Origin of the sequence: Methylotuvimicrobium sp. KM1, assembly GCF_044788715.1 — a bacterium.
Classification (GTDB): domain Bacteria; phylum Pseudomonadota; class Gammaproteobacteria; order Methylococcales; family Methylomonadaceae; genus Methylotuvimicrobium.
In genome coordinates this window covers 2,056,181-2,069,139 of record NZ_CP173170.1, presented here as the reverse complement: position 1 = coordinate 2,069,139, position 12,959 = coordinate 2,056,181, and the positions used below count along the sequence as shown (strand labels likewise).

Sequence of the window (12,959 nt, the reverse complement as noted above, 5' to 3'; positions counted from 1 at the left end):
TCGGCACCGAATTTAAATTAGCACTTCAATTGCATGGCGAATATTTGCGTTATTAACGGTCCGAACTTGAATCTGCTGGGCCTAAGAGAACCTACCCATTACGGTAGCAAAACCTTAGCCGATATACAGCTGGCGATGGAAAAATCCGCCTCGACTCTTGGTCACGCGCTCCGTTTTCACCAATATAACGCCGAGCACCAAATCGTGGAACTGATTCATCGATCATTTTCCAACGATGTCGATTTTATCATTATCAATCCAGCAGCTTTTACTCATACCAGCGTGGCGATACGCGACGCATTGCTGGCGACCAAGATTCCCTTCATTGAAGTGCACCTGTCGAACGTACATGCCCGGGAAGCTTTTAGAAAACATTCCTATTTTTCGGATATTGCCGTGGGAGTTGTTTGCGGACTGGGAGCCATCGGTTACGAATTGGCCTTGACGGCCGCTCACGAGATATTAGCAAAGAGAACATAACACAATGGATATTAGAAAAATAAAAAAACTGATTGAGCTCATCGAAGAATCGGATATTGCCGAATTAGAAATCAGTGAGGGGGAAGAATCCGTCCGAATTAGTCGTTACTCGAATGCCGCGCAAGTGAACTACGCACCGGCTCAATTCGCCCCGACTACCCCGCCTTCGGCACCCGCGACAAGTCCTGCAGAACCGGCCGAGAAAAAAATAACCGGTCACATTGTGAAATCGCCGATGGTCGGTACTTTCTACCGGTCCGCTACTCCCGGCACCAAGCCGTTTGTCGATATCGGACAGGCAGTACAAGCGGGCGACACGCTCTGCATCATTGAAGCGATGAAAATCCTCAATCAAATCGAAGCCGATAAAACCGGTACGGTGACGCAAATATTGGTTGAAAACAGCCAACCCGTCGAATATGACCAACCTTTGTTCGTCATTGAATAACAAACCAAAGGTATTTAATCATGTTCGATAAAATAGTCATCGCCAATCGAGGCGAAATAGCGTTGCGCATTTTGCGCGCCTGCCGTGAACTGGGTATCAAAGTGGTCGCGGTACATTCCGTGGCGGACCGGGATCTAAAGCATGTCAGATTGGCCGACGAGTCGGTTTGCATAGGCCCTGCTCCATCAACCGATAGTTATCTGAATATCCCAGCCATCATCAGCGCGGCCGAAGTCACAGATGCCGAAGCCATTCATCCGGGCTATGGCTTTCTATCGGAAAATGCCGATTTTTCGGAGAAAGTAAAGCAAAGCGGCTTTGTTTTCATCGGTCCGAATGCAGATACTATCCGCATAATGGGCGACAAAATCGCCGCAAAAAAGGCAATGATAGCAGCCGGCATTCCCTGTGTACCGGGCAACGGCAATCCATTGACCGACAATAGTAAGCAAAACCTGCAAATGGCTCAGGAGATCGGTTACCCGGTCATCATCAAAGCGGCCGGCGGCGGTGGCGGACGAGGAATGCGCACCGTACATACCGAGGCTGCATTGGTCAATGCCATTACCATGACGAAAGCAGAAGCGGCTGCCGCGTTCGGGAACGACACCGTGTACATGGAAAAATTCCTGGAAGATCCGCGCCATATCGAATTCCAGGTGATGGCCGATTCACACGGTAATGCGATCCATCTTGGCGAGCGCGATTGCTCGATGCAGCGCCGCCACCAAAAAGTCGTCGAAGAAGCGCCCGCACCCGGCATTACCGACGAAGAACGTAACCGTATGGGCGAATTGTGCGCCAAAGCTTGCCGCGATATCGGCTACCTGGGCGCCGGAACTTTCGAATTCTTATATGAAAAAGGCGAATTCTTCTTCATAGAAATGAATACGAGGGTTCAAGTCGAGCATCCGGTTACCGAAATGGTCACCGGCTTCGATATTGTTAAGGAACAATTACGTATCGCCTACGGCTTACCCTTATCGATTACCCAAGAGCAAGTCAAAATTCAAGGTCATGCGATCGAGTGTCGACTGAATGCCGAGGACCCGAAAACCTTCATGCCCTGCCCGGGCACGATTCATCAATTCCACATGCCGGGCGGCCCCGGCATTCGGTGCGAAACACACATTTATAACGGTTACAAAGTGCCGCCCTATTACGACTCGATGATCGGGAAGCTAATCGCGCACGGCGAAAACCGCAATAGTGCGATTGCAAGAATGACGACCGCATTGAACGAAATGGTGATCGACGGTATAAAAACGAATATACCGCTCCAAAAAGACATCATGACCGACTCTGGATTCATCGCCGGACAACGCAACATTCACTATCTTGAGAAGCTATTGGACTTAAACTAGCGCTCTTTATTGGGTCGGGTTACGCTATTGCTGACCCGACAGCAAAATCCCAACTGAGTAAGCATTTCCAGCAAATACCCTCCTTTAATCAACAATAATAGCGTTATGTCTTGGCATCAATTAAGCGTGATTACCGACGAAGCCTCGGCACCCGAACTTTCTGATTATTTCAGCGATCTGGGCGCGGTTTCGGTTACTTACATGGATGCCGAAGACCAACCGGTCTATGAGCCCCTGCCCGGCGAAACCAAGATCTGGCCCAATACAAAAGTCATCGCGTTGTTTGAACTCGATACTCAGCCGGAAGACATTAAAGCACGAGTCTTCGACGCTTTTAATCGGCATTCGCTAAAGGAGTGGTCGGCAGAGATTCTGGAAGACCAAGCCTGGGAGAGAGCCTGGATGGAACATTATCATCCGATGAAGTTTGCCGATAGACTTTGGGTTTGTCCGACCGGACAAGAGCAACAAGAGCCCGGCACGGTTTGCCTGACTCTCGACCCGGGGCTTGCCTTCGGTACCGGCACGCATCCGACTACCGCATTGTGCCTGGAATGGCTTGCCGAACATGACCTGAGCGACAAAACCGTCATCGATTACGGCTGCGGATCAGGAATATTAGCGGTTGCCGCTGTGTTGCTCGGCGCTCGTGAAGCGCATGCTATCGATATCGATCCGCAGGCACTAACGGCGACACACGACAATGCGATAAAAAACGGCATTGCCGATAAAATCCGATGCTACTTACCGGAACAATTCGCAGCCTGCACCGCCGACATCGTTATAGCAAATATTTTGGCTCAACCGCTGATCGAATTATCCGGCAAGATCGCCGCACTAGTCGCTCCCTCCGGCTCTTTGGTTTTATCCGGTATTTTGAACGAACAAGCCGAAGCCGTCAGCGCAGCGTACCGGCCTTTTATTACACTCAATCCGCCGGCAATCCAAGAGGACTGGTGTCGTCTGGACGGACGAAAAGATAAATAAGCGATGTTCACACAATGCCCCGAATGTCACCACCCGCAAACGTTGACAATAGATCAATTACGCGAAACTCGGGGCATAATCCGCTGCAGCCACTGCTCGACGCAATTCGATGCACTGCAACGACTCGGCGAAACTCCGGCCGATGTTCCATTGGCCCCCTCTGAAGAACAACTACCTTGGGTACAAGACCGAAAGCCCGCCAACCCGCTTTTATGGAATTTATCCGCAGCCGCAGGCCTCATCCTGTTGTGCGGACAAATTATCTATTTCCAAGGTCCTTCGGCATTACAACACGAAAAATTCAGACCCTGGTTCATTGAAGCGTGTTCTTATTTAGGCTGTTCATTACCCGATTACAGAAACCTGACCGACTTTTCGGTTTTAGCGAGTTCGCTGATCTTGACAGCCGATCAAAATTACTATTTTAAAGCCATCATCAACAATCAGGCTGAATTCGCCCAACCGCATCCGGGCGTAAAACTGACGTTACTGAAGCTTTCCGGCGAACCGTTCGCGCAACGCGCATTTACACCGGACAATTTAACTTTCCGCACCGACAAAATCGCGCCTCACGAAACCATCGAAATCGGTCTCGCCATCGCCGCGCCCAGCACTTCGGTCGGCGGCTATACTTTCGAACTTATTTAATTCATGCCGCATCCTGAAATTTATTTAAAGAAAAACGAAGACCGACGCTTGCGCCAAGGCCATTTATGGATTTTCAGTAATGAAATCGACACCAAAAGAAGCGCACCCAACGATTTAGAACCCGGGCAACTGGTTAATATCCTTGCGGCCGACGGCAAACAACTAGGAAGCGCCTACTTTAATCCGCACACCTTAATTTGCGCGCGCTTATTATCCAGAAAGTCCGACTTGAGCTGTAGCGTCAAATTTTTTAAAAAACGACTAAGTACCGCATTGCAACTGCGCGAACAACTCTTCGGTAAACCTTATTATCGTCTTGTGTTCGGAGAAAGCGACGGCCTACCCGGCTTGGTTGTGGACCGTTTCGGCGATGTTTTATCGGTGCAAATCACGACCGCCGGCATTGAACGCCACAGAAACGAATTACTGACCGCTTTGATCGAATTGTTTAACCCGCAAGCCATCGTATTGAAAAACGACAATAGTCAACGTGCATTGGAAGGCTTACCTTTAGACAATGAAATCATCTACGGCAGTTTGCCGGAAACAATGATCATTGAAGAAAACGGGTGCTTATTTAGAGTCGATATTCAAGAAGGCCAAAAAACCGGCTGGTTTTACGACCATCGCGACAGCCGCAATCGTCTTATGCAACTATGCAAAGAACGAAGTGTATTGGATTTGTTCTGCTATACCGGCGCCTGGAGTGTTCCTGCGGCCGTCGCCGGATCCTCCGAAGTCACTTGCGTGGACGCCTCCGAAAATGCACTGAAGCTTGCATCGAACAATGCGCAATTAAACGGTGTGGACGCAAAGATGAAATTCAAGCACAGCGATGTATTCGATTTTCTGAAGACAGCCCGTCAAGAAAACCGACATTACGATATTATCGTCCTTGACCCGCCTGCATTGATCAAACGCAAAAAAGATTTTAAGCAGGGCTACGAAGCTTACCGGCGCCTCAATCATTTAGCCTTGCAAATATTATCTCCGAACGGCATACTGGTTTCAGCATCCTGTTCACACCATCTAGGACGCGATGCGCTCCACGAGATTCTAAGATCTTCCGCGCGTCATATAGATCGACATTTAATTTTTTTTGCCGCCGGCGGACAGGGCCCCGATCACCCGATACACCCGGCAATACCCGAAACGGATTATCTAAAGACGTTTTTTTGCGCCGTTTCTCCAAGCTTATGACCTTTTCGTTATATGTCTACTGAAGCAACAAAGCCGCCATGCGCATTGTGCGGCCAATCGGTTGAAATAAAAGGCTTTACACTCGACACACCTACAAAACAGTTACCCTTTTGCTGTGCCGGTTGTTTGAGCATTTATCAACTGCTCAACGAAAATCAAAGCACCGACGCTAATCAATCCGACGACCCAATCACACCACCTAATAAAGAGGTCTATTAACCATGAAAGCCTGCAATTCCTGCGCTCACCGCGTTGCCATCGGACGCAATTACCGAAACGTTCCTGTTTGGAAAAGAGCGATTGGTGTACCGTTGATTTATTTACCGATACTAACGTTACCATTCGTATTTGCTAGCGCTTACTTAACCTATCTACATTTACGATTGATTGGCGCCAAAGACCTCAAAACCTTATCCGACTTCTTGCCGGCCCGCTCGACCCATCGCTATAACTTAAAAAACCAAATTACAATGGACCCAACATTCAAATTGAGTCCTTCACAATCGAAACTTTATTGGCTATTCAACTGTACTTGGTATTGCCCACTCAGCGTCGGCTTATTCGAATGGCATGCTTACATGGTCAAAATCGTTGAAAATTGGTGGTGCCCATTCGGTCACGAGAAAAAAGAAAACTATAAAAACGGCGCTATCGATAAATCGTTCTGGCATATTTATCAAAATGATGAAGATAAGCTTAACCCGGAAGACCGCGTTAACCCCATCTGGAATGACGAAGTTGAAAAAGAGCAAAGTGAATAGGAAATGGAGAATCGTGAATGGATAATGGTTTAGCAGCTAAAAGTTTTGCGGGCGATTTAGCCTATATAGCGAATTCCACAACACGATATTAGAAGTCATACCCTCTGGATCAAGGGACGCCCCAACGTCCCAAGCCACCACTCACTATTCACCGCTAACTGTTTACTTGAAACCATGCAAATAGGGCCGCATACTCTCGAAAACAATCTAGTCCTCGCCCCAATGGCCGGAATTACCGACCGTCCGTTCAGAACGCTCTGCAAACAATTCGGCGCGGGACTTGCCGTATCTGAAATGGTCAGCTCCCTGCCGTCATTGCAAACCAATAAACGCACCTTATTAAAAGCCGACCACAGCGGCGAAACGGGCCTTCGTTCGGTGCAGATTGTCGGAACAAATCCGCGACAAATGGCCGACGCCGCTAAACTTAACGTCGACCGGGGCGCCGACATCATCGATATCAACATGGGATGCCCTGCCAAAAAAGTCTGTGCAGTCGCCGCCGGCTCTGCCCTAATGAGGGATGAGGATCTAGTCAAACGCATTCTCGAAGCCGTCGTCGAGGCAGTTTCGGTTCCAGTCACATTGAAAATCCGCACCGGATGGGATCCACAAAATCGTAATGCGCCGGCTATCGCTAAAATAGCCGAAGAAGCCGGCATTGCCGCACTGACCATACATGGTCGAACACGCGCCTGTAAATTCAATGGCAACGCCGAATACGAAACCATCAAGCAAATCAAAAAAAACATCGCTATCCCGGTCATCGCGAATGGCGACATCGACTCGGCCGACAAGGCTCGTTATGTCCTGAAAAAAACGGGGGCCGATGCGCTGATGATCGGCCGCGGCGCTCAAGGCAACCCTTGGATTTTTAGCGACATAATCAATTCTTTACATAGCGACGAACCCTTAGAATCGCAAACTATCGACTCGACCCGCGAAACTTTATTGAGTCATGTACAACAATTATATAGTTTCTACGGCAACCTAAGCGGTGTTAAAATAGCGCGCAAACATATCGGTTGGTATCTTGACAGGCTCGGCATCTTACCTGTCGAAATTCGCAATGCTATCAACCGAGCTCAACAGCCGATCGAACAAATTCAGCATATCGACTCGGCATTCCGGCATTTTTCATACCATCGTGCTGCATAATATGGAAGCAACTCAACAATCCGCTAAGGTGATTAATATTGACAATAAAATACCGACCGCAATACCGTTGTCTGCACAGGTCAAACAAGCCATTGAGCTCTATTTTTCGCAACTAAACGGTCATGATGCGGCAGGACTCCACGCAATGGTCATCGGCGAAGTCGAAAAACCGCTGCTGGAAGTCACGCTACAGCATGCCGGTTACAACCAAACCAAGGCAGCCAAAGTACTCGGTTTAAGTCGTAGCACCTTACGTAAAAAACTGGACCAATACGGTATTTCTTAACCCAGCCATAACATTTAGTAAAGATAGGATATTGAAAATAAAGAATATTATGGCGCTAGATTTGTTAAAGCTGGGTTAATTTTACTAATACCGCTCTCGTTCAAGGATATTACCTTTCCGGGCTACCTAAAAAAAATTTAACCACGAAAAGAAAAAGGCATTAATCGAATTGTCGATTATCGATGAATACCCTTTCTATAACCCCTAAGATCTTCATAAACTTTCTATTTTTTGTGGCTTAACTGCCCAGTGATACCTGAAACCCTTTTCGATACCGATCAACACTCCTTACCCGAGGCCCCACTCATGTACAAAAAAGTTACTCGCGCACTAGTCAGCGTTTCCGACAAATACGGCATCGTTGAATTCTGCCGAGCACTGAACGACTTAGGCATTGAAGTTTTATCTACCGGCGGTACGGCAAAAGCCCTGGCTGAACAAGACATTCCTGTTATTGAAGTCTCCGACTATACCGGTTTTCCGGAAATGATGGACGGAAGAGTCAAAACCCTGCATCCGAAGATACACGGCGGCATATTGGCCCGGCGCGGTATCGACGATGAAGTGATGGCCGCCAATGGCATCGCTGCGATCGACATGGTTGTAGTCAACCTTTATCCCTTCGAAAAAACCATCGCCAGACCGGATTGCGACCTGGAAACGGCAATCGAAAATATCGACATCGGCGGACCGACAATGATTCGCGCGGCCGCCAAAAACCATAACGACGTCGCTGTCGTCGTAGACCCAAGGGATTACGAAGCCATCTTGTCGGAATTAAGAGAAAACAACATTGGCTTATCCCAAGAAACACGCTTCAGCCTAGCCTTGAAATGTTTTCAACATACCGCAAATTACGATACCGCAATTTCAGCCTACCTGGGCCAAGTCAATGGCCAAACGTTTCCCGAAGTCCTGAATTTGCAGTTCAAACTCAAACAAACCATGCGTTATGGTGAAAATCCTCACCAATCGGCCGCTTTTTACCGGGAGCGCAATCCGGCCGCAGGAAGCATCGCCGCCGCGAATCAAATACAAGGAAAAGAACTTTCCTATAACAATATTGCCGACTCTGACGCTGCGCTTGAATGTGTCAAATCCTTCGAGGAGCAGCCTGCCTGCGTTATCGTCAAACATGCCAATCCGTGCGGCGTCGCAATCGCGGACACTATTCTAGAGGCTTACGACAGAGCCCATGCGACCGACCCAACCTCGGCATTCGGCGGCATCATCGCTTTCAACCGAGAACTCGATGAAGCAACCGCCTCGGCCATCATCGAACGGCAATTCGTCGAAGTCATTATCGCGCCTACAGTTAACAACGCCGCACGCGCTATTCTCGCGAAAAAACAAAATGTCAGGGTTCTCGAAACGGGTATCTGGACCAGCGGTAACGAGCCAGGCTTCGATTACAAAAAAGTGACTGGCGGATTATTGGTGCAAGACCTCGATCACGGCACCGTAGCGCAAGCCGAACTAAAAGTTGTCAGCCGCCGCGCTCCGAATACCCAGGAACTCGCCGACTTGATGTTTGCTTGGAAGGTAGCCAAATTCGTCAAATCCAACGCGATCGTCTATTGTAAAAACGGTCAAACAATCGGCGTCGGCGCCGGACAAATGAGCCGCGTATATTCGGCTAAAATCGCCGGCATCAAGGCCGCCGACGAAAGTTTGTCCGTGCCGGGTTCGGTGATGGCATCGGACGCGTTCTTTCCGTTTCGCGACGGCATCGATTCGGCCGCAGAATGCGGCATCACAGCCGTAATTCAACCCGGAGGTTCGATGCGCGACAATGAAGTCATTGCTGCGGCCGACGAGCACGATATCGCAATGGTATTTACCGGCATGCGCCATTTCCGGCACTAAAACTAGGCAATCAAATAAGACACGGAAGACACAATTTGGGTGAACGAAAGTTCTATACAAACGGGTGATGATTCCCAAAAATGTCATTTATTTTTACCATGAAGAGCATGAAGGACTTGAAGATACAGCGTTTTCAATTTAAATGGGTTACTAACCATTAACAGTTAATGTCATCATTATTGACATTGTTTTGATATTTTTAGTCATTAACTGGATTGGACAACGTTGTATTACTGCATTGGGTTTATCTATTGGGTTCATCTGTGATTAAGAGATAGTTCATAAAGCACACAATTCTCTTCCCTTCATTATCTTCATGCCCTTCATGGTAATAAAAAAACAAGTTATAAACATTGTGCAGCATCAGCATCCATACACACGCATTACAAGTTATTGAATTAACCTATTATTCTTCATGGTGCAATGCTTTCTTAGGTTAATCCATGTGCTATAAATAAAACACCACTTTTGAGAAACTGAATGAAAATTCTTATTGTCGGCGGCGGCGGCCGCGAACATGCCTTGGCTTGGAAAGCCGCGCAATCCCCGAAAGCGGAAAAAGTCTTCGTTGCGCCCGGCAATGCCGGAACCGCATTAGAACCCAATCTTGAAAATGTCGACATTGCGGCTGACGACGTAAAGGCATTACTAGCCTTTGCCAAACAACAACAAATCGACCTCACCATCGTCGGGCCCGAGGCTCCGTTGGTCAAAGGTATCGTCGACAGCTTTCAAGAAGCGGGCTTAAAATGCTTCGGACCCACCGCTCAAGCCGCACAATTGGAAGGATCGAAAGCCTTTTGCAAAGACTTCATGGCGCGCCACAATATACCGACGGCCGAATACCAAACCTTCACCGATACCGCCGAAGCGATTGCCTATATCGAAACCAAAGGGGCGCCGATTGTCGTCAAAGCCGACGGACTCGCGGCAGGCAAAGGCGTGATTGTCGCGCAAACCGTCGCCGAAGCGACTAGCGCAGTCGAAGACATGTTATCCGGAAATGCCTTCGGTGCAGCCGGCAATCGCGTCGTGATCGAAGAATTTTTGGCCGGAGAAGAAGCTAGCTTCATCGTCATTGCCGACGGCAAACATGCTTTACCCATGGCCACCTCGCAAGACCACAAAGCCCGCGACAACGGCGATAAAGGACCGAACACCGGCGGCATGGGTGCCTATTCCCCTGCCCCTATCGTAACACCGGAAATCCATGATCGAGTCATGCGCGAAGTCATCGAGCCGACGCTGCAAGGCATGATTGAAGACGGCATTCCCTACACCGGTTTTTTATACGCGGGATTAATGATCGCGCCAGACGGTTCGCTCAAAGTTCTCGAGTACAATTGCCGGTTCGGCGACCCGGAGACCCAACCGATCATGATGCGTCTAAAAAGCGATTTGACCGAACTCTGCGAAGCTGCCCTAGACGGAACCCTGAATACAGTCAAAACCGATTGGGACGAACGCGCTGCACTAGGCGTAGTCTTGGCCGCCGGCGGTTACCCAAATGACTACCGAAAAGGCGACGTTATCACGGGCCTTACTAAATCGGAACTAGCCGACCGAAAAATCTTTCATGCCGGCACCCAGTTGCAAGGCAATGATATTGTTACATCGGGTGGCCGAGTATTGTGTGCTTGCGCTTTGGGTGAAACGATCAAGGATGCTCAAGACAATGCCTATGCATTAACCGCCGAGATACAATGGGATGGCATCTATTATCGAACCGATATCGGCTTTAAGGCCATTCGATAAATTTCATCCAAAGCACGTAGCCCGGATTACGCTGCGCTCCATCCGGGCTACGTGCTTTAACCAAAGAAAAGGGGTCAGGTTACTTTTTTGTCTTATCGCAGGCTATAAAAATCGTAACCGACTTCCCTTTTTACCCTGCCCATCAACCCTGAATTTTTCTTTCCAGTTCTTCGCGACTCATGTGCCTGACATCCTCGCCTTTAACCATGTATATCACATGTTCGCAGATGTTGCAGGCATGATCGCCGATCCTTTCTAATGCTCGCGCCGTCCACAACACATCAAGCGTTCGCCTGACATTGCGCGGGTCTTCCATCATCCTCGCCACCATTTGACGTATGATGCTTCCGTATTCGCGATCGACCATGGCATCCTGGGCGGTAATCGACACGGCACTCTCAACATTTAAGCGTGCAAATGCATCCAAGGCACCGCGCAGCATTTTCATAACCAACTCGGCCAAATGCTGTATCTCGTAATATTCCTCGTTTCGAGTTTTGCCTTCGGTATCGCTCAAATGAATCGCCATTTCCGCGATTTTAGTCGCCTCATCGCCGATCCGTTCCAAATCGTTAATCGTTCGAATCACCGACAACAACAAGCGCAGATCGAACGCGGCAGGCTGACGCTTGGCTAAAATTTCGGTACAGGCCTGATCGATTTGCTTTTCGAGTCGGTTGACAAAATCGTCTTGTTGAATAACTTGCTCGGCAATTTCCATATCATAACTGGTGAACGACAATGCGGCCAATTCGATTTGCCTTTCGACAATACCGCCCATCTTCAAAACGCTATTACGGATATCCTCGAGCTCCACGTTGTAATGGCTCGAAATATGATGTCCGATTTTATTGATATCCATGGTTTATCCTCGCATGAAAGCGTAGTTAATAAATAAGCCCGAAATAGCGATTCCGACGTTGCCTCGGCAGCCAAGTTATGAGCTCCCACTGAGAACGGAAATTTTCCCGCAGAAGCGAGGGGAAAGCGAAGTAATTCCAGACTGAACTGCTTTGAGGTTCAAGGACGATGGAGCATCCCTCCCCCACCAAAGTTTCTATGCAGTGTGGGAACTATTTAAACCTTTCTTTCCCCGCGCCTCCGCGCCTCTGCGCGAAATTAACATTCTATTAGCCGTAACGCCCGGTGATGTAATCCTCGGTTTGTTTTTTCGACGGATTCGTAAACAAATGACTGGTATTGTCGAATTCGATCAATTTGCCCATGTACATGAAGGCCGTGTAATCGGATACGCGTGCCGCTTGTTGCATGTTGTGCGTGACAATCACGATCGTGTATTTCTCTTTCAATTCGTTGATCAGCTCTTCAATTTTCAGCGTTGAAATAGGATCCAGAGCCGATGCCGGTTCGTCCAGTAACAAGACCTCCGGCTCGATCGCAATTGCCCTAGCAATCACGAGCCGTTGCTGCTGACCGCCCGACATACCTAAAGCATTGTCATGCAGTCTATCTTTAACCTCATCCCAAAGCGCCGCGCCGCGCAAAGCCTCCTCGACGGTCTCGTCTAGTGTTCTGCGATCGTTGATGCCTTGTATCCGCAAGCCGTAAGCGACGTTTTCATAGATCGACTTCGGAAACGGATTGGGCTTTTGAAACACCATTCCGACCCGTCTGCGCAAAGCCGCGACATTTACCGATCTCGCATAAATATCTTCATCATCGAGCAAAATCTTGCCCTCGATTCTGACATTATCGACCAGGTCGTTCATGCGGTTGATACAGCGCAGCAATGTCGATTTTCCGCAGCCGCTCGGACCGATATAGGCAGTCACTTTTTGCCGCGGAATATGCATATCGATGCCGTATAAAGCTTGCTGATCGCCATAGAATAGATTCAGATTGTGTACCTTGATGCACACTTCTTCTTGAGCCATGCCTTGCGGCTTCTTATCTTGAGTCAATGCATCCAAATCGAGCATGTGTTTCCGTAAGGGTTGATTCGTCATGGCGTTTAACCCAGCCTTAACATTTTATGATCGTAAGAC

Annotated in this window: 14 protein-coding genes; 12 read left to right on the top strand and 2 right to left on the bottom strand. The window is 48.7% G+C overall.

The features are described 5' to 3' along the window. Window positions 1–33 precede the first annotated feature (33 nt). The 12 genes from aroQ (at window position 34) to purD (ending at window position 10,953) form a co-directional block, all read left to right on the top strand. A complete protein-coding gene (gene aroQ / locus ACINK7_RS08735) occupies window positions 34–480 on the top strand; it encodes a type II 3-dehydroquinate dehydratase (protein WP_341325454.1) in 447 nt (148 codons plus the stop codon). Window positions 481–484: 4 nt separating this feature from the next. After that, window positions 485–928, top strand: a complete 444-nt coding sequence (accB, locus tag ACINK7_RS08730; protein WP_404360962.1) for an acetyl-CoA carboxylase biotin carboxyl carrier protein — start codon at window positions 485–487, stop codon at window positions 926–928. Window positions 929–948: 20 nt separating this feature from the next. Further along, a complete protein-coding gene (gene accC / locus ACINK7_RS08725; RefSeq protein ID WP_404360961.1) occupies window positions 949–2,292 on the top strand; it encodes an acetyl-CoA carboxylase biotin carboxylase subunit in 1,344 nt (447 codons plus the stop codon). Window positions 2,293–2,397: 105 nt separating this feature from the next. Continuing rightward, window positions 2,398–3,279: a 50S ribosomal protein L11 methyltransferase gene (prmA, locus tag ACINK7_RS08720; protein WP_404360960.1), complete on the top strand. Its 882-nt coding sequence runs from the start codon at window positions 2,398–2,400 to the stop codon at window positions 3,277–3,279. Window positions 3,280–3,282: 3 nt separating this feature from the next. Beyond that, window positions 3,283–3,927, top strand: coding sequence for a zinc-ribbon and DUF3426 domain-containing protein (locus ACINK7_RS08715; protein WP_404360959.1), 645 nt, complete (start codon window positions 3,283–3,285; stop codon window positions 3,925–3,927). A 3-nt stretch (window positions 3,928–3,930) separates the two neighbouring features. Then, entirely contained in the window at window positions 3,931–5,127 is a 1,197-nt protein-coding gene (locus ACINK7_RS08710; protein ID WP_404360958.1) for a class I SAM-dependent rRNA methyltransferase, read from the top strand. Window positions 5,128–5,139: 12 nt separating this feature from the next. Further along, complete coding sequence (locus ACINK7_RS08705) at window positions 5,140–5,346, top strand: metal-binding protein (protein ID WP_404360957.1); 207 nt, start codon at window positions 5,140–5,142, stop codon at window positions 5,344–5,346. A gap of 2 nt (window positions 5,347–5,348) precedes the next feature. Continuing rightward, window positions 5,349–5,888, top strand: a complete 540-nt coding sequence (locus tag ACINK7_RS08700; protein ID WP_404360956.1) for a hypothetical protein — start codon at window positions 5,349–5,351, stop codon at window positions 5,886–5,888. A 174-nt stretch (window positions 5,889–6,062) separates the two neighbouring features. After that, a complete protein-coding gene (dusB, locus tag ACINK7_RS08695) occupies window positions 6,063–7,046 on the top strand; it encodes a tRNA dihydrouridine synthase DusB (RefSeq protein WP_404360955.1) in 984 nt (327 codons plus the stop codon). A gap of 1 nt (window position 7,047) precedes the next feature. After that, complete coding sequence (locus ACINK7_RS08690) at window positions 7,048–7,332, top strand: helix-turn-helix domain-containing protein (protein ID WP_341325462.1); 285 nt, start codon at window positions 7,048–7,050, stop codon at window positions 7,330–7,332. Window positions 7,333–7,638: 306 nt separating this feature from the next. Then, on the top strand, window positions 7,639–9,198 hold the full coding sequence (purH, locus tag ACINK7_RS08685; RefSeq protein WP_404360954.1) for a bifunctional phosphoribosylaminoimidazolecarboxamide formyltransferase/IMP cyclohydrolase: 1,560 nt from the start codon (window positions 7,639–7,641) through the stop codon (window positions 9,196–9,198). A gap of 480 nt (window positions 9,199–9,678) precedes the next feature. Next, window positions 9,679–10,953: a phosphoribosylamine--glycine ligase gene (gene purD / locus ACINK7_RS08680; protein ID WP_404360953.1), complete on the top strand. Its 1,275-nt coding sequence runs from the start codon at window positions 9,679–9,681 to the stop codon at window positions 10,951–10,953. 142 nt (window positions 10,954–11,095) lie between these two features. Here the strand turns inward: purD and phoU are convergent, their stop codons facing one another. After that, window positions 11,096–11,815 (bottom strand): phosphate signaling complex protein PhoU, encoded by a 720-nt coding sequence (phoU, locus tag ACINK7_RS08675; RefSeq protein ID WP_404360952.1) that lies wholly within the window; start codon window positions 11,813–11,815, stop codon window positions 11,096–11,098. 268 nt (window positions 11,816–12,083) lie between these two features. Further along, on the bottom strand, window positions 12,084–12,893 hold the full coding sequence (pstB, locus tag ACINK7_RS08670; protein WP_404361427.1) for a phosphate ABC transporter ATP-binding protein PstB: 810 nt from the start codon (window positions 12,891–12,893) through the stop codon (window positions 12,084–12,086). Window positions 12,894–12,959 lie beyond the last annotated feature (66 nt).

Bases quoted from the DNA above. Each gene is read 5' to 3' on its own strand.
- aroQ (WP_341325454.1), top strand. From the start codon at position 34: ATGGCGAATATTTGCGTTATTAACGGTCCGAACTTGAATCTGCTGGGC.
- accB (WP_404360962.1), top strand. From the start codon at position 485: ATGGATATTAGAAAAATAAAAAAACTGATTGAGCTCATCGAAGAATCG.
- accC (WP_404360961.1), top strand. From the start codon at position 949: ATGTTCGATAAAATAGTCATCGCCAATCGAGGCGAAATAGCGTTGCGC.
- prmA (WP_404360960.1), top strand. From the start codon at position 2,398: ATGTCTTGGCATCAATTAAGCGTGATTACCGACGAAGCCTCGGCACCC.
- ACINK7_RS08715 (WP_404360959.1), top strand. From the start codon at position 3,283: ATGTTCACACAATGCCCCGAATGTCACCACCCGCAAACGTTGACAATA.
- ACINK7_RS08710 (WP_404360958.1), top strand. From the start codon at position 3,931: ATGCCGCATCCTGAAATTTATTTAAAGAAAAACGAAGACCGACGCTTG.
- ACINK7_RS08705 (WP_404360957.1), top strand. From the start codon at position 5,140: ATGTCTACTGAAGCAACAAAGCCGCCATGCGCATTGTGCGGCCAATCG.
- ACINK7_RS08700 (WP_404360956.1), top strand. From the start codon at position 5,349: ATGAAAGCCTGCAATTCCTGCGCTCACCGCGTTGCCATCGGACGCAAT.
- dusB (WP_404360955.1), top strand. From the start codon at position 6,063: ATGCAAATAGGGCCGCATACTCTCGAAAACAATCTAGTCCTCGCCCCA.
- ACINK7_RS08690 (WP_341325462.1), top strand. From the start codon at position 7,048: ATGGAAGCAACTCAACAATCCGCTAAGGTGATTAATATTGACAATAAA.
- purH (WP_404360954.1), top strand. From the start codon at position 7,639: ATGTACAAAAAAGTTACTCGCGCACTAGTCAGCGTTTCCGACAAATAC.
- purD (WP_404360953.1), top strand. From the start codon at position 9,679: ATGAAAATTCTTATTGTCGGCGGCGGCGGCCGCGAACATGCCTTGGCT.
- phoU (WP_404360952.1), bottom strand. From the start codon at position 11,815: ATGGATATCAATAAAATCGGACATCATATTTCGAGCCATTACAACGTG.
- pstB (WP_404361427.1), bottom strand. From the start codon at position 12,893: ATGCTCGATTTGGATGCATTGACTCAAGATAAGAAGCCGCAAGGCATG.